The sequence below is a fragment of the Cystobacter fuscus DSM 2262 genome (genome assembly GCF_000335475.2).
GTDB classification, from domain to species: domain Bacteria; phylum Myxococcota; class Myxococcia; order Myxococcales; family Myxococcaceae; genus Cystobacter; species Cystobacter fuscus.
The window spans coordinates 34,985-60,904 of record NZ_ANAH02000025.1; the positions used below are offsets into that span (position 1 = coordinate 34,985).

Annotated in this window: 21 protein-coding genes; 17 read left to right on the forward strand and 4 right to left on the reverse strand. The window is 69.8% G+C overall.

Annotation, left to right across the window (positions count from 1 at the left end):
* Positions 1 to 36: 36 nt before the first annotated feature.
* Complete coding sequence (locus D187_RS54255) at positions 37 to 5,025, reverse strand: Kelch repeat-containing protein (RefSeq protein WP_002630505.1); 4,989 nt, start codon at positions 5,023 to 5,025, stop codon at positions 37 to 39.
* 196 nt (positions 5,026 to 5,221) lie between these two features.
* On the opposite strand from D187_RS54255, the gene D187_RS32950 reads away from it, so the two are divergent.
* From D187_RS32950 to D187_RS32965, 4 genes are all read left to right on the forward strand, one after another.
* Positions 5,222 to 5,545 (forward strand): hypothetical protein, encoded by a 324-nt coding sequence (locus D187_RS32950; RefSeq protein ID WP_211241597.1) that lies wholly within the window; start codon positions 5,222 to 5,224, stop codon positions 5,543 to 5,545.
* A 181-nt stretch (positions 5,546 to 5,726) separates the two neighbouring features.
* Positions 5,727 to 6,155 carry a tautomerase family protein gene (locus D187_RS32955; protein ID WP_002630507.1) on the forward strand — a complete coding sequence of 143 codons (429 nt, stop codon included), beginning with the start codon at positions 5,727 to 5,729 and terminating at the stop codon, positions 6,153 to 6,155.
* A gap of 87 nt (positions 6,156 to 6,242) precedes the next feature.
* Entirely contained in the window at positions 6,243 to 7,037 is a 795-nt protein-coding gene (locus tag D187_RS32960) for an SDR family NAD(P)-dependent oxidoreductase (protein WP_043432624.1), read from the forward strand.
* Positions 7,038 to 7,058: 21 nt separating this feature from the next.
* Positions 7,059 to 7,553, forward strand: coding sequence for a hypothetical protein (locus tag D187_RS32965; protein ID WP_155893763.1), 495 nt, complete (start codon positions 7,059 to 7,061; stop codon positions 7,551 to 7,553).
* Position 7,554: 1 nt separating this feature from the next.
* On the opposite strand, the gene D187_RS32970 is transcribed toward D187_RS32965, so the two are convergent.
* Together D187_RS32970 and D187_RS32975 are read right to left on the reverse strand one after the other, a co-directional pair.
* The gene (locus D187_RS32970) at positions 7,555 to 9,171 is read right to left on the reverse strand and encodes a long-chain-fatty-acid--CoA ligase (protein ID WP_002630510.1); all 1,617 of its coding nucleotides are present in this window, start codon (positions 9,169 to 9,171) and stop codon (positions 7,555 to 7,557) included.
* Positions 9,172 to 9,280: 109 nt separating this feature from the next.
* Positions 9,281 to 10,153 carry an SDR family oxidoreductase gene (locus D187_RS32975; protein WP_002630511.1) on the reverse strand — a complete coding sequence of 291 codons (873 nt, stop codon included), beginning with the start codon at positions 10,151 to 10,153 and terminating at the stop codon, positions 9,281 to 9,283.
* A gap of 57 nt (positions 10,154 to 10,210) precedes the next feature.
* Here D187_RS32975 and D187_RS32980 point away from each other — a divergent pair, with 57 nt between their 5' ends.
* The 12 genes from D187_RS32980 (at position 10,211) to D187_RS33035 (ending at position 22,647) form a co-directional block, all read left to right on the forward strand.
* Complete coding sequence (locus tag D187_RS32980) at positions 10,211 to 11,146, forward strand: LysR family transcriptional regulator (RefSeq protein ID WP_002630512.1); 936 nt, start codon at positions 10,211 to 10,213, stop codon at positions 11,144 to 11,146.
* Between the two features lie 115 nt (positions 11,147 to 11,261).
* A complete protein-coding gene (locus D187_RS32985; RefSeq protein ID WP_043432681.1) occupies positions 11,262 to 13,592 on the forward strand; it encodes a Kelch repeat-containing protein in 2,331 nt (776 codons plus the stop codon).
* 89 nt (positions 13,593 to 13,681) lie between these two features.
* Positions 13,682 to 14,551, forward strand: a complete 870-nt coding sequence (locus D187_RS32990; protein WP_002630514.1) for a serine hydrolase — start codon at positions 13,682 to 13,684, stop codon at positions 14,549 to 14,551.
* Positions 14,552 to 14,619: 68 nt separating this feature from the next.
* Positions 14,620 to 15,405 (forward strand): outer membrane beta-barrel protein, encoded by a 786-nt coding sequence (locus D187_RS55650; protein WP_155893764.1) that lies wholly within the window; start codon positions 14,620 to 14,622, stop codon positions 15,403 to 15,405.
* Positions 15,406 to 15,467: 62 nt separating this feature from the next.
* Positions 15,468 to 16,502 (forward strand): glycosyltransferase family 2 protein, encoded by a 1,035-nt coding sequence (locus tag D187_RS33000; RefSeq protein ID WP_245591882.1) that lies wholly within the window; start codon positions 15,468 to 15,470, stop codon positions 16,500 to 16,502.
* A gap of 8 nt (positions 16,503 to 16,510) precedes the next feature.
* Positions 16,511 to 16,990 (forward strand): hypothetical protein, encoded by a 480-nt coding sequence (locus tag D187_RS33005; RefSeq protein ID WP_002630517.1) that lies wholly within the window; start codon positions 16,511 to 16,513, stop codon positions 16,988 to 16,990.
* Between the two features lie 393 nt (positions 16,991 to 17,383).
* Complete coding sequence (locus D187_RS57225; RefSeq protein ID WP_211241598.1) at positions 17,384 to 18,418, forward strand: P-loop NTPase family protein; 1,035 nt, start codon at positions 17,384 to 17,386, stop codon at positions 18,416 to 18,418.
* Between the two features lie 17 nt (positions 18,419 to 18,435).
* The gene (locus D187_RS33015) at positions 18,436 to 19,164 is read left to right on the forward strand and encodes a hypothetical protein (protein ID WP_002630519.1); all 729 of its coding nucleotides are present in this window, start codon (positions 18,436 to 18,438) and stop codon (positions 19,162 to 19,164) included.
* A gap of 38 nt (positions 19,165 to 19,202) precedes the next feature.
* Positions 19,203 to 20,078: an oxygenase MpaB family protein gene (locus tag D187_RS33020; protein WP_002630520.1), complete on the forward strand. Its 876-nt coding sequence runs from the start codon at positions 19,203 to 19,205 to the stop codon at positions 20,076 to 20,078.
* Positions 20,075 to 20,770: a response regulator transcription factor gene (locus D187_RS33025; protein WP_002630521.1), complete on the forward strand. Its 696-nt coding sequence runs from the start codon at positions 20,075 to 20,077 to the stop codon at positions 20,768 to 20,770. The genes D187_RS33020 and D187_RS33025 overlap by 4 nt, the downstream gene beginning before the upstream one ends.
* A complete protein-coding gene (locus D187_RS58915; RefSeq protein ID WP_051256652.1) occupies positions 20,745 to 22,400 on the forward strand; it encodes a sensor histidine kinase in 1,656 nt (551 codons plus the stop codon). Before D187_RS33025 ends, D187_RS58915 begins: the two co-directional genes overlap by 26 nt.
* 28 nt (positions 22,401 to 22,428) lie before the next feature.
* Entirely contained in the window at positions 22,429 to 22,647 is a 219-nt protein-coding gene (locus tag D187_RS33035; RefSeq protein WP_002630523.1) for a hypothetical protein, read from the forward strand.
* Between the two features lie 13 nt (positions 22,648 to 22,660).
* Here the strand turns inward: D187_RS33035 and D187_RS33040 are convergent, their stop codons facing one another.
* Positions 22,661 to 23,977, reverse strand: coding sequence for a DnaA N-terminal domain-containing protein (locus D187_RS33040; protein WP_002630524.1), 1,317 nt, complete (start codon positions 23,975 to 23,977; stop codon positions 22,661 to 22,663).
* Positions 23,978 to 24,257: 280 nt separating this feature from the next.
* Here D187_RS33040 and D187_RS33050 point away from each other — a divergent pair, with 280 nt between their 5' ends.
* Positions 24,258 to 25,916, forward strand: coding sequence for a methyl-accepting chemotaxis protein (locus D187_RS33050; RefSeq protein ID WP_002630525.1), 1,659 nt, complete (start codon positions 24,258 to 24,260; stop codon positions 25,914 to 25,916).
* Positions 25,917 to 25,920: the final 4 nt, after the last annotated feature.

Below are 25,920 nucleotides of genomic sequence, written 5' to 3' on the forward strand. Positions count from 1 at the left end.
GGGCTCAGGTCCCTGCCGTCTCGGGCGCCCCGAGGCTCAGCGCTTCTCCGTGATGAACTCGACACGGCGGTTCGCGCGCTGTCCCTCGGGCGTGCTGTTGTCCGCCACGGGGCGGCTGGACCCGTACCCCTTGGCGGTCAGGCGGGAGCCCGCGATGCCGCGCTGGATGAGGTACTCGCGCACCATGTCCGCGCGCTGCTGACTCAGCGTGACATTGAGTTCCTCGGGACCGGTGCTGTCCGTGTGCCCCTCGACGCGAACCGACAGCTCCGGGTGGGCCTTGAGGTAGTCCGCGATGTCATCCAGCTGCCGCTTCTCTTCCTCCCGCAGGGACGACTCCCCCACCGGGAAGAGGACATGGTGGTCCGTCGGCGGTGCGGCCTGCTCGGGCGGCGGTGCCTGCTCGGGCGGCGGTGCCTGCTCGGGCGGGGGTTCGGGAGGCGGCGCCTGGGTGGGCTTCTCCTCCTGGACCGGGCAGCCGCGATTCGTCCTGACTCCGGCCTCGCGTGGGCAGGCGTCCTCGTCGTCCGCGATGCCATCCCCGTCCTCGTCGGGGGCGGGGCAGCCCTGGTAGCGCGGCAGTCCCGGCTCGGAGGCGCACCGGTCCTGGCGGTCCACGACGCCGTCCCCGTCCGAGTCGCCATCCGGGCAGCCGCCGTTGTCCACCGCGCCGGCCTCGAGCGGGCAGCGGTCCTGCGCGTTGGCCACCGAGTCCCCGTCGTCGTCCTGCTCCGGGCACTGCTCGGGCGTGTGGGACCGGCCCTCCGCGCAGACGTCTTCACGGGCACGGGTAGGAGACGCCCGGGGGGCCCAGGCGATCCCCGCGGCCACGCGGAACGAGGGCGTGCCCGGAATGTCCGTGAAGCCATGCCCCGCCAGCGCGAACGCCTCGAAGCCCTGGCCCACCGGCAGCCTCAAGCCACCGAGCAACTCCAGCGCCACATCCGGCGCCACGAGCGACTCGGCCGCCTCCAGCGCGATCTCGGCGCGCAGTCCTTCGCCGCGCGTGGCCACCACGAGCCCCTGCTCGAGTTCGCTTCCGAAGTTCCGACCGGGCTCGACCTCCGTGGAGCGGATCCTCACGCCCGCGCTGGCGCCCAGCGACAGCGGACCCACCTCGCGTCCCACGGCCACCCGGGGCGCGAACTGGAACCCCGCCCAGCCATTCTGACGGCCGAACGCACTCGCCGTTCCGCCGGGCAGTCCGATGTCCAGTCCCAGGCCGAGGAACACCGGCGCCCCGTCCTCACGGCGAAGCAGTGCATAGCGCGCGCCCAGCTCCGGCGTTCCCAGTCCGAAGGAGGTCGGCGCCGTCACTCCGACCAGCGACTCCGCGCCCGACCCTCCCTGGGCGATGATGATGGGCAGCCGCGCGGACAGCTCCAGGCGCTCGACGGGAGACCAGGCCCCCGCGAGCCAGCCCGCGACGCGGTAGTCGATGATGGAGCGCTCCACGCCATCACTGCCCCTGAGCAGCAGGATGCCGCGCTCGTAGCCGGCCATGAGGAGCAGTCGATAGTTCCCCTCGGGGAGCACGTGACCGGTGTCCACCAGCAGGGAGTCCGTCGCCGCGGGATTGAAGCGCAGGCGCTCCAGGTCCATCGGGAGGATGGGCCCGGCGCTCTGGGCCTGGACGGCGGGGGCAAGCAAGGTCACCAGGAGCGCGACCAGCACCCGGCACTGAGCCTGTGTACGCGAGGGGAAGTCCATTGGCGCGGAGCGGCGACGGCGCAGCCCGCTCCACCAGGCCAGCCCCAGCAGGAGCGCCAGCGACGAGACCGTCCCACTGCCCGTGCTCTGGCAGCCGCCTCCGGCGATGGACACCACCGTTGCCTGGACCGTGACCTGGAAGGAGCACTGCGCGGAGTTGCCGGCCGCGTCCGTGGCGGTGACGGTGACGCGCGTAGCGCCATGTCTGAAGACGCTGCCCGAGGCCGGCGAGGCGGTCACCGTCGAAGAGGAGACGGCGTCCGTGGACGCGGGAAGATCGAACGTCACGGACGTGCCCGAGGCATCATCCGAGCGCACCTGAATGTCCTCCGGGCACGTCACGGACGGGGGCGTCGTGTCCTGGACGGTGAACTGGAACGTGCACGACGCCGTGCCGCCCGAACCGTCCGTGGCCGTGGCCGTGACGGTCGTGCTCCCCAGGGGGAAGGTGCTGTCGGCGGGCGGCGAATAGGTAATGGTGGGGTTGGCGGTGCTCTCGTCGGTGGCCGTGGCGGGAGGCCAGTTGCCCGGGGCTCCGTCGGGGCCCACCGCTTCGCTCACGGTGTCCGCGGGGCAGGTGATGGTGGGCGGCGGATTCGTGACGTCGAGGTCCACGGTGGCGACGTTGCTGTCCTGGCCGCAGTCGCGAACCCGGAAGGAGAAGCTGTCGGGGCCCTCGTAGCCCGGCTCGGGCGTATAGGTGAGGGAGGGCGGCGTGCCGCTCAGCGTCCCGTGCTGCGGGGGCGTGACGACGGTCCAGCTCAACGTCTGCCCCACATCCGGGTCGGTCCCGACGAGGGTGATGGCCACGGGAGTGCCGCGGGTCGTGGAGACCGTCTGGGGCTGCGCCGTGGGCACGGTATTGGGGAGCACCGTCACCACGCGCCCACCCGGAATGGCATTGGCGAAGACGGACAGGGCATACGTGCCTGGCGGGACGTCGGCCGGCACGGTCACCGTCGCGCTCGTGGCGGACATGTCGGTCGCGGGAAGCGTCCAGAGCCGCCCACCCTCGGCGCCCCGCAGGCGCACCAGGGGGAAGTCCGTCGGGGAGTCACCGAAGTTGCCGCCGCTCGCGCCCGAGAGGCCCCGGAAGCGCTCGCCCTGGAGGACGCTCGGACAGGCGGGGAAGAGGACGTCCGGCTGATTCACCACCGGGCGCCACGCGGGTTGTGCGCCGGTGTCCTCGTACAGCTCGGCCCCCGTCGCGGCCGAGCCGCCCGCGAGCAGCACCTCGCCCGAGGGCAGGGCGACCGCGACGAGCCCTCCGCGCGTGGACGGAGCGCTGACGGAGGTCCAGTCATGAAGGGCGGGGTCATAGACGTCCGCCGAGGTGGAGGGCGTGCCCGGCGCGCTCAGTCCCCCCGCGATCAGGACCTTGCCCGAAGGCGCGAGCGTCGCGGTGTGGTACCCGTGCGCCTGGGAGAGCGCGGGCCCGGCGGTCCACGTGTTGGAGCCGACGTCATACAGCTCCGTGGACGTGCGGCCCCCGGCGCCCGAGAGCCCTCCCGCCGCCAGCACCTGACCGGAGGGCAGCGGCGTCAGCGTGAGGCCTTCGCGACCCTGTGTCAGCCCCGCGGCGGGGGCCCAGGTGTTGGCGGCCGGGTCGTACACCTCCGCCGAGGCGAGCGCCGTGCCCGCGCCGTTGCGTCCCCCGGCGACGAGCACCCGGCCATCGGGAAGCAGCGCGGCGGCATGCGCGGACCGGACCGTGGCCAGGGGGGCCGCCGGGGTCCACGCGTTGGCGGCGGGGTCATACAGCTCCGCCGTCCCGAGCACCGTGGTGTCGCGCTGTCCGCCCACGACGAGCACCCGGCCGTCCGTGAGGAGCGTGGCGGTGTGGAAGTGCCTGGCACTGGCGAGCGGCGCGGTCGGGCTCCAGGCATTGGTGGCCGCATCGTAGCGCTCGGTCGAGCCCACCGAGCCGCCCCCGCTCAGGCCGCCGACGACGAGCACCGAGCCCGAGCGCAGCAGCGTCGCCGTGGCGCGCTCACGCGCAATGGAGAGGGCCGGCGCGGACGTCCAGGCGTTGCTCGTCCGGTCATAGAGCTGCGCCGAGGCCAGCGACGCGCCGCCGCCGTCGCGGCCCCCCGCGACGAGGACGCGGCCGGAGGGCAGCAGGGCCACCAGCGGATCCACCCGGGCGCCTCCCAGCGCGCCAGCCGGGGTCCATCCGTTGACGCCCGGGTCATACAGCTCCGTGCTCGCGAAGTAGGCAGCGCTCGCCGCGTTGTAGCCGCCCACGGCCAGCACCTTGCCGGACGGCAGCAGCGTCGCGGTGTGACTCTCCCGCCCGACCCCCAGGGTGCCCCCGGGGGACCACAGGCCGGTGGCGGGGTCATAGAGCTCCGAGACCTGTTGCGCGACCTGGCCGCTGGAGCCACCGGTCACCAGGACCTTGCCATCGGGCAGCAGCGTGGCCGAATGGCCCGAGCGCGCGAAGGCCAGGCCGCTCGTGGCGGTCCACGTGTTGCTCACCGGATCGTACAGCTCCGCGCTGGACAGGGCTCCGTTGGCGTCGAGGCCACCGGCGATCAGCACGCGCCCATCGGGCAGCAACGTGCTGGTGAAGTAGTACCGCGCGACGAGGGGCGGCACGACGGCGGACCAGGTGCCGGTCGCGGGATCATAGAGGTCCGCGCCGGGGACCTCACCATCCTGGTTGTAGCCACTCACGGCGAGTACCCTGCCGTCCTTGAGTCGCGTGGCGGAGTGCGCTCCCCGGCTCAGCGTCATGCTGCCGGTGGGCGTGAACGTGTTGGTGACGGGATCGTACAGGTCGGCGGAGGTGAGCCGGTCTCCAGAGAAACTCGTTCCACCGGCGACCAGCACCTGCCCCGACTCCAGGAGGGTGATGCTGGGCAGCACCCGGTCCTCCGACAGGTCACCCGTGGCCGTCCACGTGCCCGTGGCGGGGTCATGGAGGCTCCCTGTCCGGGAGCCCGTCAGCACGAGCACCTTGCCATTGGGGAGCAGCACGGCCTGCGTGATGTTGCCCTGGATGCCGGGCCCCCCCGCGGAAGTCCACGTATCGGTGGCCGGATCGTAGAGCTCCACGCCGGTGATGAAGCCCGACCTGTCGACGCCATTGATGATCAGGAGCTTGCCGGAGCCGAGCAGGACGGCGGCATGCCGCGCGCGCGCACTGGCCAGGGGCGCGGTGGAGGACCATCCGGGGGCCACGGCCAGGGGCGCGGTGATGGAGGCCACGGCGTCGTCGTTGGCGGGCGACGGGGCTTCCTTCGCGCACGACAGCAGGAGCGCGCTCCCCACCAACACCAGCAACCTGCTCCAGACATCGCGAGGTAACAGCATCACGGGAACTCCAATACGAGAGGACCGTTCGGTCTTATACACTCGATGGAGGCCGCCACCAGGGCTATCACGAGATGCCGAGCGTCTCCCGCGGATGCGAGCTGCCCGCCACCCCGCCACGGGCCATCCATCCTTCCTCCACTCTTACATCCTTCCTGTACTCATGGGGTCGGAGCCGCCCCATGTGTCCGGCGAGGTGCGGCAAACACATATCAAGCCATGCCGCGGCCGTTGGCGCGGCGGTTGGCGTCACCCAGCCTCTTCCGTTTTCGAGGGCATTCGCCATGGCGGCACGGCGTGGAGCTGCGCCCTGGGCCCGGAGCAGAAGCTGGAGTGCGGGGAGAAGTCCGCCCGGGGCCAGGACCAGGGCGACCGCTCCTTCGTCCAGCTGTTCAACGGACGCAACGACCAAGGCTACCAGGGCTTCTTCTACGTGGGGGCGGTCTCGGCCTCGCCGCCGGCCGTGCGGCAGGGGGTGGAGCCGGCCGGAGCCGCGCGCGGCGCCTCGTCTGGCAGGTAGCGTCCGCGCGAGAGAAGCAGCGCTGAAGGGGCAGGGGCGCCATGCGTCTCGCTTGACACGAGACCGGACGCTCATATTATGAGCGTAATATGAACGCGCGCCGCGGTGGAGCTGCCCGGCACGAGGTTCAATCAAGGTCCTCGCGCCGGGACGCGCTGGCCTTCATGTCAGGGAGACGGAAATGCCATTGTGGAAAATCTATCACCCGGTGGGTGCATTCACCGGCGAGGACAAGCAGGCGCTCTCCAAGAGGATCACGGAGATCTATTCGCCAGTCCTGCCAAGGTTCTATGTCGGTGTGATCTTCCAGGAGATCGCGGCGGACTCGTTTTATATTGGCGGAGAGCCGACGAAGAACTTCGTCAGGATTCATGCGGATCATATTGCTCGCACGCTGAATTCAGATGAGGCCAGGGCGAGATTTCTCGCCAGGGTCGATGCCGCCCTCGATCCCTTCATCAAGGACCGAGGCTTCGATTGGGAGTTCCACGTCGACGAGACGCCCTTCGAACTCTGGACGATCCAGGGCCTTCGACCGCCACGCCCGGGAACGGAAGACGAGAAGCGGTGGATCGCGGAGAACAAGCCCTCACCCAGGACCCATGCTTGAGGCAGGTCGCTGAGTTGCTGATGTGAAGAAACAATCGCGCGGAGTGGAGGGACGGACGTCCCTCTCCGCGCCTCACCGCGAGGAATCATGATCATGGGCAAGGAAAAAGGCCTGGCAGTTGTCACCGGAGCTTCTTCGGGTATTGGTGCCACGTATGCCGCGCGGCTGGCGGCGCGCGGCTACTCGCTCTTGCTGGTCGCGCGTCGGCCTGACCGCCTCGCCAGCCTCAAGGATGAATTGTCTCGCGCGCACCAGGTAGACGTGGAGACGGTCGTCGCGGATCTCGAGAGTCCTTCGGATCTGTCCAACGTCGAGGCGCGCGTCGCGTCCGATGACGTCACCTTCCTCGTCAACAACGCCGGCGCGGGAGGTCTGGGCAGAAGCGCCAATATGACCGCCGATCAGCTTGATCGCGTCATCAAGTTGAACATCACCGCCCTCACGCGCCTCTCGCACGCGGCGCTGTCGGCCTTCCGCGAGCGCAACGCGGGCGTTCTGGTGAATATCGGCTCGGTCGTGGCGCATTCGCCGTCGGCGGGTGGCGCCGCCTACAGCGCTTCGAAGGCCTATGTGCTGAACTTCACCCGGTCCTTGCAGATGGAGTACGCGGACAAGCCGATCCAGATTCAACTCGTCATGCCCGGGCCGATCCGCACCGAGTTCTTCTCGTCCCAAGGCATGAGCGACTCGGTCTTTCCGAACGAGGCCTATCTCACCGCGGAACAGCTCGTGGACGCCGCACTCGCCGGGCTCGATGCGGGGGAGGGCGTGACCGTGCCGTCCGTGCTCGACGTGCGGACCTGGCAGGCATTGGAGGCGGCGCGCGTCGAGTTCATGAAGGCGACGATGTCGGGCAAGGTCGCGCCGCGCTACCTCAGGTAATCGGCTAGGGTGGTGTCCACCATGACGGAGACCCTCCTCGACCCGACCTCGCTTCCGTTGCAGCCGACCGCGCCTGGCTCCAGCGTGCGGCGTTTCACCAAGACGTTCCCCACGCAGCTGCCGCCCGAGGTGCTCTGGACGGAGTTCACGCGCACCCTGACGGACTCGCACGAGGGCGTCCTGTGGGCGAACGACATCTCCTGGATACGCGCCTTGAACGCCCCCTTGAGGGAGGGCACCGTGCTCGCCGAGCGCATGGAGCCCACGGGCGCCGTGCTGCACTACCGCCTGATGGAGTTCTCCCCCCCGAAGCAGCTGCGGTACGCCTCGCTTCAGGGCCATCCCCTGGCGGCGAGCGCCACGGTCTCCATCGAGGCGCCCGAGGGGAAGGCCACGCTGCTCTGGCAGGGCGAGTATTTCGGTTCCGAGGCCCAGTTGCTGGGGTTGGACCGTGTGCACGCGGCGTTCTTCTCTCAGTTCGCCGCGCGGCTCCAGCAGTTGGACGCCACGAGATGAGTCAGCTCGTCGGGGGCCGCAGCTCCCGGCGGAGGATCTTCCCCACGTTGCTCTTGGGAAGCTCCGCGCGGAACTCGATGGACTTGGGCCGCTTGTAGCCGGTGAGCTGCTCGCGGCAGAAGTCGATCACCTGGGCCTCGGTGAGGGCCGGGTCCTTCTTCACCACGAAGAGCTTCACCGCCTCGCCCGAGTGCGCGTCGGGCACGCCCACGGCCGCCACCTCCAGGACACCGGGGTGCGCGGCGACCACGCCCTCCACCTCGTTGGGGTAGACGTTGAAGCCCGACACGAGGATCATGTCCTTCTTGCGGTCCACGATGCGCAGGAAGCCGCGCTCGTCCTGGACGGCGATGTCGCCGGATTTGAGGAAGCCATCGGGCGTCATGACCCGGGCCGTCTCCTCCGGGCGGTTCCAGTAGCCGGCCATCACCTGGGGGCCGCGGATGCACAGCTCCCCGGGCTCTCCGAGCGGCACCTCCTTTCCCTCGTCATCGCGCAGGGAGACCTCGGTGGAGGGCAGGGGCAGACCGATGCCGCCGGAGTATTCCGTGTCGGTGAGCGGGTTGCAGGTCACCCCGGGGGAGGCCTCCGTCAGGCCGTAGCTCTCGAGGAGCGGCACGCCGGTCAGGGAGAACCACTTCTGCGCGACGACCCGCTGCGCCGCCGCGCCACCGCAGGTGGCGATCAGCATTTGGGAGAGGTCGAGCTTGCCGAGATCGGGGTGGTGGACGAGCGCGTTGAAGAAGGTGTTGACCCCCGGCAGGGCATGGATGGGCCGATGGGACAGGGTCTGGATGATGCCGGTGATGTCTCGCGGGTTGGGGATGAGGATGTTCATCGCGCCCACGTGCATGCCCAGCAGCGCGCAATTGTTGAGCGCGTAGATGTGGTAGAGCGGCAGCACGCAGACGAAGGTGAGGGGTTGGCCCTGGCGCTTGCGCAGGACGGGCTGAAGCCAGGCCTCGGTCTGCAGCATGCTGGCGACCAGGTTGCGGTGCAGCAGCATGGCGCCCTTGACCACGCCGGTGGTGCCCCCCGTGTATTGGAGGAAGGCGATGTCGTCGGGCGACACGGTGATGGGGGCGAGCGGGAGCGTCTGGCCCTCGGCCAGCACGCGCTCGAACGGGACCGCCTGGGGCAGGGGAGAGGCGGTGCCCGGCGCGCCCGCGGCCACCGTCACCACGTGCCTCAAGGCGGTGTTGCCCAGGATCTTCTGGAGGGTGGGGGCGAAGGTCTCCAGGAGGAAGAGGGCCACGGCCCCGCTGTCCTTGAGCTGGTACTCCAGCTCGCGCGGGGTGTAGAGCGGGTTGACGTTCACCACGGTGCAGCCCGCGCGCAGGATGGCGGCGACACACACCGGGTACTGCGTCAGGTTGGGCATCATGATGGCCACGGCCGAGCCACGCGCGAGCCCCCGGGCCTGCAACCACGCCGCCACCTGGCGCGACAGGGCATCGAGCTCGCGGTAGGTGATGGACTGGCCCATGCACTCGAACGCGGGGCGATCGGCGTACATGCGGAACGACTCGTCCATGAGGTGGGCGAGCGAGGCGTAGCGCGTGCCATCGATCTCGGTTGGAACGCCCGGGGGGTAGTACTCGAGCCAGCTCTTCTCCATGCGTGTCGCCTCGTCGATCCTGGATCCTGACCCCGGATGATAGCCGTGCCCGGCCACCTTGTGGCCTGTCGTGTGGACTGACGGCTGAAGAGGCTCGGCTCATGCGCCTTCACGCGAGGTCGGTGGAGGCCGCGAAGTCCTTCTGGGGCTCGATGTCCGCCAGGCGCTCCCTGAGTGCCTTCACGAGCGCCGCGTACGCGTCACCGCCGAGCACCAGGCGCTTGGGCGCGGGATGCTGATCGACACTCGCGATCATGAGCTGGGCCATCCTGGCGGCGTCGCCCTTGGGCAGGTGCGACGTGTCCTCGAGGAGCGCGTGGACCCTGCCCACGGGCGTGCCCTCGTAGACGGCCATCTTCGCGCCGACCTTCGCGCTCCCGAATCGGAACTTCGTTCGTGCGCCGCCCGGCTCGACGATCGTGACGCCGATGTTGAACGGCGCGAGCTCCTGCATCATCGACTCGACGAAGCCCTCGATGCCCCACTTGCTCGCGTGGTAGAGCGACCCCCCGGCGCCGGCCGCCTGTCCGCCGTACGTGGAGATCTGGAGGATTCGCCCACCCCCTTGCGCGCGCAGGTGCGGAGTGGCGGCGCGAATGACCTGGATCGAGCCGAGCAGGTTGGTGTTGAGCTGGTGGACGATCTGCTCGTCCGTGAACGCCTCGGCGGCGCCGAAGAGGCCGTAGCCGGCGTTGTTGACGACCACGTCCACTCGCCCGAGTTCGGCGAACGCCCGGTTCACCACCTGCTTGATGGCCGGCGTATCGGTGACGTCGAGGTGCGCGAGCCAGAGGCGATCACCGTGGCGCGCCTGGAGGTCGTCCATCGCGTCCAGCTCGCGAACGGTGCCCGCGACGCGGTCGCCGCGCGCCAGGAGTTGCTCCGTCATGTGGCGGCCGAAACCACTGCCCACGCCCGTGATGAACCAGGTTCTCTGTGTCATGGCCACGTCCTTGCGGTGCCGCGAGGTAGATGCGGTCATCTTTCGCATCCAGGGCGGACATGGACAATTCCCCCGGGGAGAGACACACTGGAACGCATGCCGTACCAATCAGACCATGCGCTCGAGGAGCTCCGGGCCTTCGTCGCGGTAGTCGAGGCCCAGGGATTCAGCGCCGCCGCGCGGGCGACGCGGGGAAGGAAGGCGACGCTCAGCAAGCGCGTCCAGGAGCTCGAGGCGCGCCTCGGCGTGCCGCTGCTCGTGCGGACCACGCGCTCGCTGCGACTGACCGACGAGGGCCGCGCCTATTTCGAGCATGCGTCGCGCGCACTCGCCTCGGTGCGCGACGCCGAGGCCGTGGTCCTCTCCGCGAAGGCCGAGCCGCGCGGCGTCTTGCGTGTCACGACCTCGGCGGCGCTGGCGGCCCTGGTGATGGACAGCGTGGTGGCGGCCTACCTCGCCAGGCATGCGCGGGTGCGTGTCGAGCTCCACGTGTCGGAGCATCGAGGTGATCTCGTCCGCGAGGGCTTCGACCTCGCCGTGTGGGCGGGCGCGCTCGAGGATTCGTCACTCATCGCGCGAAGGCTCGGCGTCGCCGACGGGGGTTACTACGCCAGCCCGCACTATCTCGCGCGGAGACCCGAGCCGAAGTCGCCAGAGGAGGTCGCGGCGCACGACACGATCGCGGTTCCCAAGGGCGATGCGCCGATGGACTGGACCTTCGTCGTCGCGGGAAGGCCCAAGCGAGTCACGTTGCGCCCCCGCCTGGTCGTGTCCGACCTGGCGCTCGCGGCGCGGGCCGCGGCCGCTGGGATGGGGATCGTCCGCGCTCCGTCCTCGGTCGTGGAGCCGTATCTCGCGAAGAAGCAGCTCGTGGCCATCCTGCGAGAGTCGACACCGCCTGGGCTCGAGGTGCATGCCGTCTTTCCCGTCGGTGGTGCACTCGTGCCCAAGACGCGCGTGTTCGTGGATCTGCTTCAGGCGTGGTTCGAGCGCGAGCCGCACGGAGCCAGGCGCGGCGACAGGCAGCGCTGAGGGCGATACCAGCAGGTCTGATCAGTAAGAGACGGCGCACAGGCCATCTGGACGGATGGCCAACCCCCCTTCCTTCCTGCTCCATTGCCGCGTCTTCAAGTCGCGCGGGGGGTTCATGAAAAGGGCATTCATTCCATGGATGTTGGCGCTCACCGTGGCGCTGCTGGCGGGCTGCTCGGCCTCTTCCTCCGAAACCGGCTCGGCACGGTTCGCCGTCTCCGTGCCCCAAGCCCTCTCCTCAGAGATCGCCCGCGTCTCCGTCACTTCCAGCGCCTCGGACATTCCCTCCGTGACCTTGGAGCTGGCACCCACCCAGGGCATCTGGGGCGGTACCCTCGGCAACATCCCCGCGGGCGCCCATCGCTCCTTCCAGGCACGGGCCTTCGACGCTTCGGGCATCCTGCTCTTCCAGGGCGCCGCTTCCGGCGTCACCCTCTCTGAAAACCAGACGACCCTCGTCGCCATCACCCTCCAGGAAGTCAATCCTCCTCCCGCCTTCGACAATGAGGCCCCGCTCATTGACTTCCTGGAGGCCTCCGCCATCTCCGTGCCCGTCGGCGGCTCTCTTTCCCTGGTGGCCTCGGCCCATGATCCCAACCCGGGCGACACCCTCTCCCATGACTGGACGGCCACCGCGGGCTCCTTCTCTTCTCCCTCCGAGTCCTCCACTTCGTGGACGGCGCCTGCCTCCACCGGCATTCAGACCCTCACCCTCACCGTGACGGACTCACGTGGCCTGTCCGCTCGCGTTGTCCTCGCCATCCAGGTCTCCTTCCACGGCGGAGCGGGAGAGGCTCAACTTTCCATCGCCTTCAACAGCTCACCTCGGGTGGCCTCCCTCACGGCCTCGCCCACGCGGCTTCCCGTCGGGCAGACGACCTCTGTCTCCGTCTCCGCCTCCGACCCGGATGGCGACAGCCTTTCCTATTCATGGAGCGCCTCCTGCGCCGGCTCCTGGACCAACGCCTCCTCCCACTCCGCTCGATTCACCCCCTCACTCCTGCCCGCCGGCGCCTGCAACAACTGCCGCCTGACTGTCGCGGTTTCAGACGGACACGGCGGGCTGAACACCGGCACCGTCGCCCTGTGCATCAGCAACACGCCTCCTTCCCACCAGTTCCCTCCCGACATCCTCCGCACCTACCGCTCCTCGGACTCCGCCTCCCCGGGCCAGGTGCTCACCTATGAAGTGGTTGCCAGCGATCCGCAGGGCTCTGCCCTCTCCTTCAACTGGGAGGCCTCGACAGGTGCGCTGGACCCGCCGAGCCACGACGCCTTCCGCAGCCGCGTCACCTGGACCGCCCCTTCCTGTGTCAGCGCCAGCACGCCCCCGTCCATCACCGTCACCGTCATCAACGCCTTCTACCGGACCGCGACCCGGAGCTTCGCGGTGACGGGGCTGCCGGCCTATCCTCCCCCCGTGGGCAGTTGGGCCCGGACGGGCTCCATGGTCCAACCCCGCCGCGCCCACAGGGCGACGGTGCTGCCCGACGGCAAGGTCCTCGTCAGCGGGGGAGTGCTCGAGGAATTCGAGCTGGATGCCTACTCCTACAAGACGGCGGAGGTGTACGACCCGGCCACGGGCACCTGGAGCCTGACCGGTTCCATGGCCGGCGAGCGCGCCTACCACACGACGACGCTGCTGCCCGACGGCAAGGTGCTCGTCGTGGGGGGAACCGGTCTCGACGCGATGGAAGGAACGATCGGCGGGGTCGAGACGGCGGAGGTGTATGACCCGGCCACGGGCGCCTGGACCGCGACTGGCTCCATGGCGGACGAGCGCACCCACCACACGGCGACGCCGCTGCCCGACGGCAAGGTGCTCGTCGTGGGGGGCAGCAACCGCTCGACCACGGAGCTGTATGACCCGGCCACGGGCACTTGGAGCGCTACCGGCTCCATGGCCTCACCTCGCTACGATCACACGGCGACGCTGCTGCCCGACGGCAAGGTCCTCGTCGCCGGGGGATGGAGCGGTACAAGCTTTCTCGCGACAGCGGAGGTGTATGACCCGGCCACGGGCACCTGGAGCGCCACCGGATCCATGGCCTCATCCCGCGAAGGCCACACGGCGACGCCGCTGTCCGACGGCAAGGTGCTCGTCGTGGGGGGCCGCAACCTCCCGACCGCGGAGGTGTATGACCCGGCCACTGGCACCTGGAGCGCCACCGGCTCCATGGCCGAAGCGCACTTCACCCACACGGCGACGCGGCTGCCCGACGGCAAGGTGCTCGTCGTGGGAGGATTTGGCGGCATCGAAGCGTCCCAGGTGACGGCGGAGGTGTACGACCCGGCCACAGGTACCTGGCGCCTCGCCGCCCCCATGCTCATCGCTCGCCAGAACCTCGCGGCGGTGCTGCTGCCCGACGGCAAGCTCCTCATCGCGGGAGGACATATCGTCGATGGCGATATTCAACTCGCGGCGGCGGAGCTGTTCACGCCCTGAAGATCAGGAAGTTCGTTCCATATATTGGCCCCATGGGAGCGGAACGCCGGAGCTGTGCCCGTCGGCGTGTCCCCGCCCAGGAGCCCCCCATGTTCGCCCTCCCGATTCTCGTCCTCCTCGCCACGACGCCCGCCCCGTCCTCCCTCCGGGAGTCCCTCCAGGAGCGCATCTCCCAGGTGAAGGGCGCGTCCGTGGCGGTCGCCTACCAACGCCTCGGGGGTTCCCCGGACGCCCTCTACCTGGAGGCGGATCGCTCCTTCCACGCCGCCAGCACCATGAAGGTGCCAGTGATGCTCGAGGTCTTCCGCCAGGTGGACGCCGGCACCCTGTCCCTGGAGGAGCCCGTGACGCTCACCCGCGAGTTCGCCTCCATCGTGGATGGCTCGCCCTATGTGCTCGACGCGAAGGACGACGAGGACGCCGCCCTCCATGAGCGGCTCGGACAGTCCGTGCCGCTGCGTGAGCTGGTGGAGCGGATGATCACCCGCTCGAGCAACCTGGCCACCAACCTGGTCCTCTCCCGGGTGGACGCCCGGCGCGTGACGAAGACCCTGCGCGCCCTGGGAGCCCGGCGGATGACCGTCCTTCGAGGCGTGGAGGACGGCAAGGCCTATGCCCAGGGCCTGAACAACACCGCGACGGCGCGGGATCTCGCCTCGCTGTTGTCCGCCCTCGAGCGGGGCAGGGCGGCCTCTCCGGCCTCCACCCGCGCCATGCGCTCCATCCTCCTGGCCCAGGAGCTCAACCGGGAGATCCCCGCCGGACTCCCACCGGGCACGCCCGTGGCGCACAAGACCGGGCAGATCTCCGGCATCCTCCACGACGCCGCCATCGTCTACCCCCCGGGCCAGCCCGCCTACGTCCTCGTGGTGCTCACCCGCGGCATCCCCGACGAGGCGGTGGCGCGCTCGCTCATCGTGGAGCTTTCCCGCCAGGTGTACGCGCACGCGACGCGTTGACACCCCTCGCCGGACGCGGCCGCCGAATGGTATGGGCGCGCACGCCCTTCCTTCGGAGGATGATCTCCTTGCGTCCACTGCTGCTTTCCCTCGTCCTGCTCGTCACGGGTTGCGCGACGGCCCCCCGGGCCAAGACCGCCTCGGAGCGCCTCGCGGAACTCAAACGCGAGCGTCAGGGAGCCCTGGCTCCCGCTTCACCGGAGGCGACTGCTTCGGAGGTGCCTCCCGAGCAGCCCGCTCCCCCCACGCCTCCCGAGGCTCCGGCGCCACCCGTCCCCGAGGCACCCCAGCCTCCCGCGCCCCCCGAACATCCACCCATGGAGCCCGCGGCGCCCGCCGCACCGGAGGCCCCCCCGGCACCTACCGCTCCCGTGTCTCCCTCCGCGCCCGTCCAGGGAAACGGTCCGCACAAGGGTGCACTGGGTCTCCATGGCTCCCTGGTCGGCTCGGTGACCGGGACGGGCACGGGTTCCCTCTCGACGGTGGGCGTGCGCTATTTCGTCTCGGACTGGGTGGGGCTCAACCTGGAGGCGGGCTTCTCCATCGGCGCGGCGGAGCAAGCGACGGTGTCCGGTCTGGGATTGGGCGTGGGGGTGAACCTCTATGGCGACAGCCCGGACGCCGCGTTGCGGCCCTACTTCACGACCGGCCTGGGGTTCACCAGTGTGACGGCCGGCAGCACCGGACTCATCAGCGTGGCCGTCTCGGCGGGAGGAGGATTGGAGTACTGGGTCCTCCCCCGGCTCTCGGTGAATGCGAGCCTCCTGCTCAACCTCGCCGCGGTCCCGGAGGCCGACACCTTCGCCCTGGCGACGGTCCGTCCGGGACTCGGCGTGACGCTCTACACCCCCTGACTCAGGGCGTCGCGGCCGATGGAGGCGTCTCCCGTGTCCTGCCTTTTTCACGGTGCGCGAACATGGTCTATCCGCGTGTGATGCCACCTCCGGTCGTCACCGTCCTGCTGCCCGCCCGAAACGCCGAGCGCACCGTGGCCCGCGCGGTGACGAGTCTCCTCGACGGCACGCTGAGGAACATCCAGGTGCTGGCGGTGGACGACGGCTCGACGGACGGGACGCGCGGGGTGCTCGAGGCGCTGGCGGCGCGCGACGCCCGGGTGGAGGTGCTGGACGGGGGAGGGCACGGACTGGTGGCGGCGCTCAATCTCGCGCTCGCGCGGGCGGCCTCGCCCTACGTGGCGCGCATGGACGCGGATGACGAGTCGCTGCCCCGGCGTCTGGAGGCGAGTGTCGCGGCCCTGGATGCGGATCCTCGCCTGGGCGGCGTGGGCACCGGTGTGGAGCTCTTCCGCGAGGATCAGCCGGTGAGTCCCTCGATGAGGGACTACGCGGCGTGGCTCAACGGGCTCACCTCGGCCGAGCGGTTACACCGCGAGCGCTTCGTGGAGAGTCCCATCTGCCATCCCTCGGTGTGCCTGCGGCGGGAGGCGGTGGTGGCCGCGGGAGGGTGGGCGCACGGGGACTTCCCGGAGGACTACGAGCTGTGGCTGAGGCTCATCGATCGGGGCCATGGGATGTACAACCTGCCCGAGGTGCTGTTCCGCTGGAGGGACAGCGCGGAGCGGCTGACGCGCACGGATCCGAGGTACGCGCACAAGCGCTTCATCTGGGTGAAGGCACGCTACCTGGCGCGCAGCCGCGAGGTGGCGGGGCGTCCGCTGACGGTGTGGGGCACGGGTCCGGGAGGGCTCATGCTCACGCGCTTCCTGCTCGCCGAGGGTGCCCGGGTGACGCGCTTCATCGACGTGCACCCGCGCAAGGTGGGCACGCGCATCCACGGGATTCCCGTGGACCGGCCCGAGTCCCTGGGAGCGTCACCGGAGGACACGCACCTCATCGCGGCGGTGGGCGTGCGCGGCATCCGCGATGAGATCCGCGCCACCCTCGGCGCGCTCGGTTGGATCGAGGGCGTGCACTTCACCTGCGCGGCATGAGCGAACACATGAACGGACTGCTGCTGGATGATCGCTGGGCGCCTCTCACGTCGGAGATGGGCTTCCTGGAGACCGGTGCGGAGCACGCCGCGCGCGCCTTCGCGGCGTGGCATACGGGGCTGCTCGCGCCGCGCGGCATCACCGTGGAGGTGCGTGCGGTATCAGGTTCCCTGGAGCAGGCCCTCTCCACGCTGCTACCCATCACCACCCCAGAGGTGCAACGGCAACTCTTCCTGCCGACACGCAGCCCCTGGACGGCGTATCTCGAGAACGGGTGGGGGGGGACCGACGCTTCGAGCGCCATGCGCTACATGGCCCGGACCCTGGGCTGCCGGGGCCTGCGTGTGGTCGCCGTGCCCAACACCATTCGGAAGGACAAGGGCCGTTTTGGTGCCGTGATGCTCACGATGTATGGCCCGCAGAGGAAGGGGCCGGTCCTTCCCACCCACGCGGAGTTCACCCTGGCCCAGGCCCGGGAGGAGTTCTGACGTGTTCGGATGGTAGGCTCGGGCCCAGGCCCGTCCCCATGCTCTTCCAACGCACCATCCTCGATCAGATCCAACGGCTCGGACCCGGAGAAGGATGATCACCGGATCCTCGGCACGCTCGGCTGGATCAAGGGCGTGCACTTCACCTGCGCGGCATGAGCGAACGGGAAGGTCTTCATGCCTCTTGTGAACACTGGTCATTCCAGAATGCGGAGCGCCCATCGGTTGAACGGGCTGGTGCTCCTGCTGTTTCTCACGGGATGTGCCGCGCAACCCTTCATGGGAGGCGCTCCATGGTATGGGCAGAGTGGGGCGAGGGTCGGGCAACACGCTGTCGACGTCGACTTCGAGTTGCCCACGCCCCAACGAGCAGAGGAGTTGCGCCAAAGAGGCGTGCAACTGCCCCGGCTCTCCACGGAAGCAGCCAACCCACGAGCGCATCGAGACTTCGTTGATCTCCGTGTGACGGCCGTGGGCTTTGGTCTCACGGTGGGCGGGTACCTTCTGTACTGCGAGGGGTTGCCGCTGCCCGTGCTGGTTCCGGACTCTCATGTCGATCTGGGACTCACGAGCACGGAGCCGCTGAATCCGTCCATCTATCCGGACCGGGACACGGCCCTGACGGACATGGCGGCCAGTGCCTCCAAGTCTGGGCAAGCGAGGTACGCCTACTACCGTGGAGCGGGAGGGGCGCTCATCGTGCCCACCCTCTTTTCTCCGGCCACGACTCCCCGCATTGCCCGGTTGATGCTCGAGGTTCGTGAGCACCTGGGCGAAACAGTCCAGCGTGAACTCAAGGTGATGTTGCTGACCCTGACGGGGACCAGGGTTCTGCAGGGAGCCTTCTCGCGCGTGGTGCGGATGGCCTCGGGACCCGCCCTCCGTCCGACCGCGCGGAAGGAGGTACTCGAGGGAGAGGCTCCGGCGTCGCGAACACCGGTGACGCGAGCCACCGCACCCGCGACAGACACCGCTTCCGCGTCAGCGGTGCCCGCTCCTACGACGGTGACGGGCGCACCCGCGCCATCTCGGGGATTGGTCCAGGCGCTCGCTGGCAACAACCCGACGCCGCCAATGGCTCCGGGCCCGCGCCTACCACAGGATGTCGCGATCAGCCCGACGGTGCCCAGGTTGCGTAAGCTGAACCGTCCCATCGGCCCCAGCCCGAGCCAGAACGCACAACTCCAGGCGGACATTGAGTACTTGCGAAAGATGGGTGCCACGAATATCCGGGTGAACCAGCAGCAGATTACGGCACGCAATGCCCAGCGCGTTGGAGTCAATCGACCGGACCTTCAGTTCGACTATAACGGCCGCCGCTATCAGGTGGAGTATGACACGCCCATGTCGGCTCGTGGCCCTGGCCACCAGTTGCGCACCGCCTCCAACGATCCCAACGCGGAGATCATCCTCCTCATTGCGCCCTGATGGGCGAGGCTTACCTGATGACCGAGAACATGAAGGGACTGCTGCTGGAGGACCGCTGGGCGCCTCTCACTTCGGAACTGGGTTTTCTGGAGACCGATGCGGAGCACGCCGCGCGCGCCTTCGCGGCGTGGCATGCAAAACTGCAAGCGCCCCGCGGCATTGCCGTGGAGGTGCGTCCGGTATCAGGTTCCCTGGAGCAGGCCCTCTCCGCGCTGCTGCCCATCACCACTCCAGAGGTGCAACGGCAACTCTTCCTGCCGACACGCAGCCCCTGGACGGCGTATCTCGAGAACGGGTGGGGGGGCACCGATGCTTCGAGCGCCATGTCCTATATGGCCCAAACACTGGGCTGCCGGGGCCTGCGTGTGGTCGCCGTGCCCAACACCATTCGGAAGGACAAGGGCCGCTTTGGTGCCGTGATGCTCGAGGTGTACGGCCCGCATCGGACGGAGTGGCTCAACTACGTGCGAGTCGTCAGCGCGTCCAATGACGGGGGCCACTGGGTCTTCGACCAGTCCGGCGAGCCCTTTCCCTTCGAGAAGGTGGAGCAGTACCAGGCTCGCCGGGTGAAGGACCGGTTCACGTTCGACATGCTCAAGGAGTACCTGCGTCACCTGGGGCTGTCGCCCTTCGAGGAGGACTTCTACCTGCCCAATGGAGCCCCCGCCTGGCTGGTGGAGAGGAAGGGGCCGGTCCTTCCCACCCACGCGGAGTTCACCCTGGCCCAGGCCCGGGAGGAGTTCTGACGTGTTCGGATGGTAGGCTCGGGCCCAGGCCCGTCCCCATGCTCCTCCAACGCACCATCCTCGATCAGATCCAACGGCTCGACCCGGAGAAGGATGATCACCGGATCCTCTTCCTGAGCTGGTCCCATGACTTCGTCTGGGACAGCCGCAAGGCGCTGGAGTTCGCCCTGTTCCGCACCTACGCCGTGCCGAGCATCGGCAAGTTGCTCGACTCCACGGGCGAGTTCACCCGCCGCACCCAGAAGCGCTACGACGACACGGATCTGCTCATCGCCGAGTTCCTCGAGTCCGGCTACGACAGCGACCGGGGCCGCCGCGCCATCCGGCGCATGAACCAGCTCCACCACCGCTTCGACATCTCCAACGACGACTACCTCTACGTCCTCTCCACCTTCGTCCTGGAGCCCATCCGGTGGATGGAGCGCTTCGGCTGGCGGCCCTACACGGACCACGAGCGGCTCGCCGGTTTCCACTTCTTCAAGCAGGTGGGGCGGCGGATGAACATCCACGGCATCCCCGCCACCCTCGAGGAGTTCCAGCGCTTCAACCTCCAGTACGAGCGCGAGCACTTCCGCTACACCGAGGAGAGCCGCCGCGTGGGCGAGGCCACCCGCGACCTGTTCCTCGGCTGGTTCCTGCCCAAGCAGTTGCACGGCTACGGCGCTCCCGCGGTGCATGCGCTGATGGATTCCCCGCTCCTGCGGGCCTTCGGTTTCCCCGAACCCCCGTCCTGGTTGCGACAAGTGGTGATGGGGGCCATGAAGACCCGCGCCCGGCTGCTGCGCCTCATGCCCGAGCGCAAGCGGCCCCACCTCACCACCCAGGCCCCCCATCCCACCTATCCCCACGGCTACCAGATCGAGCAGCTCGGGCCCGAGGGGGTTCCACCACCCACGAGCGAGAAGAAGCCATGACGGAGCGCACCACCATCCTGGTGGTCGACGATGATCCGCACCTGCGCGAGGTGGTGGGCTTCGCCCTCACGCAGGCGGGCTTCCACATCGAGCAGGCCCGCGACGGCCGCGAGGGTCTGGAGTTCGTGCGCCGCTCGGTGCCCGCGCTCATCGTCCTGGACATCATGATGCCGGAGATGGACGGCCTGGAGATGTGCCGCGAGGTGCGCCGCGCCCACGACTGCCCCATCGTCTTCCTCTCCTCGCGCGATGACGAGGTGGACCGCATCCTCGGTCTGGAGCTGGGCGGCGACGACTACCTCACCAAGCCCTTCAGCCCCCGGGAGCTGGTGGCGCGGGTGAAGGCCGTGCTGCGGCGCTCCCGCGCCCTCGCGAGCCCGCCGCCCGCGGCCCCCTCGCCGGTGCTGCGGCGCGGCCCCCTGCGCCTGGACGTGGACTTGTGGCGCGCCTGGTGGAACGAGCACGAGGTGGTGCTCACCGTCACCGAGTTCCACCTGCTCGCCGCGCTCCTGCGCGCCCCCGGCAAGGCGTTCACCCGCGACGAGCTGATGACCCGCGTCTACGAGGACGTGGTGGTGAGTGATCGGACCATCGACAGCCACGTGCGGCACATCCGGCGCAAGTTCGCCGACGCCGGGGGCGAGGTCATCCAGACGGTGCACGGCCTTGGCTATCGGCTCGCGATCCCCTGACGGCGGGCGCTCCCGCCCGCGCCTGTGGCTGGTGTTCGCGGCGGTGGGCCTGGGCGCCTTCGTGCTCGCGCTGCTCGGCCTGGTGGTCGTGCGCGTCTACGATGATCAGCTCATCCGCCAGACGGAGTCCGAGCTCATCACCCAGGGCGTCGTCGTCGCGGAGCTGTACCGCTCCCGGCTGCGCGAGCGCGTGGAGCCCGGCTACGGGTTGATGGCCTTGTCGCCCGGTCCGTCCGTGCCCATCGCGGGCTCCTCGCTGCGGCCCATCTTTCCATCCCTCCGGGCCTCGGACGAGGTGCTGCCCCCCGTGGAGGCCCCCCCGCCCCGGTCCATCCTCCCCGCCGAGCCTCGTGCCCGCGAGGCCGCCGAGCCCCTCTCCGCGCTGCTCCAGGAGGTGAACCGCTCCACCCTGGCGGGCATCCGCGTGGTGGACCTCCAGGGGGTGGTCGTCGCCAGCTCTGCCTCGGAGTCGGATCTGGGCGCCACCCTCATCGGCCGGCAGGAGGTTCAGGAGGCCCTGCGGGGGGAGTACCGCGCGGTGCTGCGGATGCGCCTGTCCTTCTCCGGCGACGCGCCCCTGGCCTCCGCGAGCCGGGACAACGTCGTGCGGGTGTTGGTGGTGCTGCCCGTGCGGGAGGGGGAGCGCATCTGGGGCGCGGTGGTGCTCTCGCGCACGCCGATGACGCTCGCCAAGGCCGTCTACGCGGACCGCTGGAACCTCACCGCCATCGGGCTGGTGCTCCTGGGGGTGGTGACGCTCATGTCCCTGGCCGGCGCGGCGCTGGTGGTCCGTCCCGTCCGGGCCCTCGTGCGACAGACGCGCGACATCGCCACCGGCGCTCCCGAGGGCTTCGCGCCCATCTCCCACCCGGTGGTGCGCGAGCTCGCCGAGCTGTCCGAGTCCCTCGCGGGCATGGCCACCGCGCTCCGGGATCGCAACCAGTACATCCGCTCCTTCGCGGCCAACGTGTCGCACGAGTTCAAGACGCCGCTGGCCGCCATCCAGGGCGCGGTGGAGCTGTTGCGCGACAGCGCCGAGGGCATGTCCGCCGCCCAGCGCGAGCGCTTCCTCTCCAACATCGACGCCGACGCCCGGCGCCTCACCCGGCTGGTGCAGCGGCTGCTGGAGCTCGCGCGTGCGGACTCCCTCGTGGCCCGGCCCTCGCGCACGCCCGTCGCCCCCGTGCTCGAGGCGCTCGCCGCCCGGGGCCGGGCCGAGGGGCTCACGGTGGAGGTGGGCCCCCTGCCTCCGGGAGTCGTCCTGAACCTGCCCGCCGAGGTGCTGGAGGATCTCCTCTGGCAGCTCATCACCAACGCGGCCCAGCACGGAGGCGAGGGGGTGCGCGTGCGGCTGGAGGCGGAAGGGGGGAGCGAGGGGGGCCGGGTGGTGGTGCGCGACGACGGCCGGGGCATCTCCGAGGCCAACCGGGCCCGCGTCTTCGACGCCTTCTTCACGACGGCCCGGGAGCGGGGGGGCACGGGGCTCGGGCTGACCATCGCCCAGTCCATGTTGCGCGCCTTCGGGGCCCGGCTGGAGCTGCTGCCCGCGGAGGGCAAGGGGGCCGCCTTCGCCGTGGTGGAGGGCACTTCCTGGAATTCCGGAGCAACTTCTGGCGCGCTGATGCGATAAGACAATGCCCTGGGCGGAGGGTTCACGCATGAGCATGCCGGGTATTCCAGTCGAGGTGCAGACGGGCTTTCGTCTCGAGTCCCGTGCCGAGCGGGACATGCTCGCCCAGGCTCCAGCGGAGATGCGTCCGTTCCTGGAGGCCCAGATGAAGATGGCGATGGAAATGGAGATGTGCGAGTTCCTCACCCGCATGTTCAAGAGCGATCACGAGCAGGCGACGACGGTGATGAAGAACATCGGCGGCTGAGGCCGGCTCCCGGCTACGCCCCCGTCGCCTGCCGCCCGGCGTCCGGGGAACCGGAGATCCGCCAGCGCACCCCCACGAGCCCCGCCTCCTTCACGAGCCCCTCCACCAGGGGGCCGTAGTTCTCCTCCACCCATTGACGGAAGTAGGCGTCGGGGGCCGCGAGCACCAGGTGCCCGTCCTCCACGTCCACCGCGCGAGCCTGGGCCAGCCACGAGAGCGCGTAGCGCTTGCCGTTGTCCCGCAGCCACCCGAGGCACTCGTTCCACCGGCGGCCCGCCTCGGTGGACTCGTCCGCGGACGGAGCGGGGGACGGCTCGGAGACCGGCTCCAGGTAGCGCGCCCACACCCGGGGCGAGCAGAACGCCTGGGCCGTGCAGCGCGGCTCGCGCGTGCGGCCCCACTCCGAGTGCAGGTAGCCGCGCCACGCCGCCTGGAGCCGGCGCTCGTCCCCCCCCACCTTGTCCAGGGCGAAGCGGTACCAGGCGCCCCACGTCCGGGGACGCTCCTCGGCGGGGATGCCGGGCAGCGTCTGGCAGCGCTCGCGCTGGCAGGACTCGAAGAAGGCCTCGGCCTGGGCCTCTTCCTCCGCCGGGCAGGGCTCGGCGGAGGCGGACGTGCTCCGGGTCGTCAGGGCGGTGGCGGCCGCCTGGAGCCGCACCTCCGGGGGCGGAGAGGCCGGCACCATGTGCATGCCCGGCAGGCAGCGCTGGATGGGCGTCGTCTCCTCGGGCACGTCCTCCACCGTGGGTGGGGGCACGGGCAGGAGCCTGCTCGCGGACGTCCCCGTTTCCCTGACCTCCGCCGCGGCAGCAGCAGAAGAAGTCTTCTTCTCACTCTCCCTTTCCTTCTTCTTTCTGGGCGAGGACGTCCCGGACGCGTCCGCCGGACGTCCCGCGGACACGCCGGAGCCCTTGGCGGCGCGCTCCTTCCTCTTGCGCTCGGCTTCCTTCTGCCTCTTTTCGAGGACTTGCACGTAGCGATCGCACAGCGTGAGGCGGACCGTGTCCCCCTCCCGGACGAGGATCCGGGCGCGCAGCAACGCGTCCCAGAACGCACCGGGGGTGCCCGTCCACCGGACCGCGCCTTCCAGGGCCTCGCACCACACCGCCTCGTCCGCGGACGCGTCCGGCACCTGTCCGCCGGACTGTCCTCCGGACATGGCGAAGGGCTCGAAGCGCCCGGAGGGCAGCGCCTGCACCGCCCAGATCTGCAGTTCCACGATGGAGCCCAGGAAGGCCCGCCGGTCCATCCCCAGGGTACGTGCCGCACACACCGCCTCGAGGCTCATGGGAAAGCCCACGTCGACCTGTACCCAGTCCAGTCCGGCCATGTCATCGCCTCCCGTGGAACCGCCGCGCGTCCGCCGCTCTGTCTCCGGGAGCACAGAGCTGATCCCCTCGCGAGTGAGGCTCGGGGAGGACGCTGATCGCCGGGTGATCCACGTTCGCGATCTGAGGCGTCCCCGCCCGGTCGTCTACCCCCCGGGGGTTCTGGCCCTCCAGGATCAGCGGATCCGCGTGCTCCAAGTGTCGCCTGGTCTCGTCGGCGGTAGTGGGCGGTAGCGGGCGCAACAGCCCGCTACAGGTTGTCTCCTGTTAGGAAGGGGCCCCATGAGCATTGGAAAGAAGATCGCCCTGGGCTTTGGCCTGTCGCTGCTGGTGCTGCTGCTCGTGGCGCTGGTGGCGTTCCAGGGCGCCCGGCAGCTACAGGAGACCACCGAGGGCCTGGTGGACAGCCGCGATCAGGGCCGCCGCATGTCCATGGTCCTCTCGCTCATCGTGGACGCCGAGACGAGCCAGCGCGGCTTCGTCATCACCGGCGACCCGACCTATCTGGAGCCCTACCATCGGGCCCGTCAGCGGCTGGACGAGGATCTCCTCCTCCTGCGCCGCGATCTGGCCGGCTCTCCCACGCAACTGGAGCGCCTGGAGCGGCTCGAGCCCATCATCCGCGAGCGGCTCGCCACCCTGGATCGCACGCGCCAGTTGCGCGAGCAGTCCGGAAGCATGGATGCCGTGGCGCAGGCCGTCCGCGCGAGCTCGGGCCGGGGCCGGCAGTTGATGGACGAGGTGCGCCGGGGACTCGGTGAGATGTTGAAGTACGAGGATCTGCGCTGGGCGGAGTTCGAGAGCCAGGCGCGGGAGAGCGCCTGGCGCAGCATCTGGGTGCTGGCCTCGGGCACGCTCCTGGGCCTGCTCATCGTGGGCCTGGGCAGTTGGATCATCACCCGGAGCATCACCGGCCCGCTGGACAAGCTGGTGAAGGGCACCGTGCAACTGGGCCGCGGCAACCTCGAGCACCGCATCGAGGTGCACAACCGCGACGAGACCGGGGAGCTGGCGCGCGCCTTCAATGACATGGCCGAGCGCCGCAAGGCCGCCGAGGCCCAGCTCGCCGAGCAGGCCCAGCAGCGCGAGCACACCCTGCGGACGGTGGCCGAGTTCGTCAACCAGCTCGCGGCCACCACGTCGGAGGTGTTGGTGAGCACCACGCAGCAGGTGGCCAGCGCCCAGGAGCAGGGCAGCGCGGTGGCCGAGACGGTGAGTACCGTCGAGGAGATCGCCCAGACGTCCGAGGAGGCGGCGGGACGCGCGCGCACGGTGAGCGAGTCGGCGCGCCACGCCGAGGAGGTGGGCCGCAACGGCCGGCGCACGGTGGATGAAGCGGTGGCGGCCATGTCCACCGTGCGCGAGCAGGTGGAGTCCATCGCCTCGCGCATCCTCGCCCTGGCCGAGCAGGCCCAGGCCATCGGCGACATCATCACCACCGTCAACGACATCTCCGAGCAGACGCACATGCTCGCCCTCAACGCCTCCATCGAGGCCAGCCGCGCGGGTGAGCACGGCCGGGGCTTCGCCGTGGTGGCCGCCGAGGTGAAGGCGCTCGCGGACCAGTCCAAGAAGTCCACCACCCAGGTGCGGCAGATTCTGGGGCAGATCCAGAAGGCCACCCAGGGCGCGGTGATGACCACGGAGGAGGGCACCAAGAGCGTGGGCACGGCCGTGCGCGTGGTGTCGCAAGCGGGCAGCACCATCCAGACGCTGGGAGATCTGCTCGGCCAGGCGTCGCTCACCGGGGCGCAGATCTCCGCTTCCGCCGCCCAGCAGGCCACCGGCATCGGGCAGATCCGCCAGGCCATGCGCGACGTGAGCCAGGCCACCCAGCAGATGCTCTCCAGTACCCGCCAGACCGAGCGCGCCATGCAGGACCTCAACGGCATGGGCCAGAAGCTCAAGAGCCTGCTGGGCGAGTACGGACGCGCCGCGTGAGCGC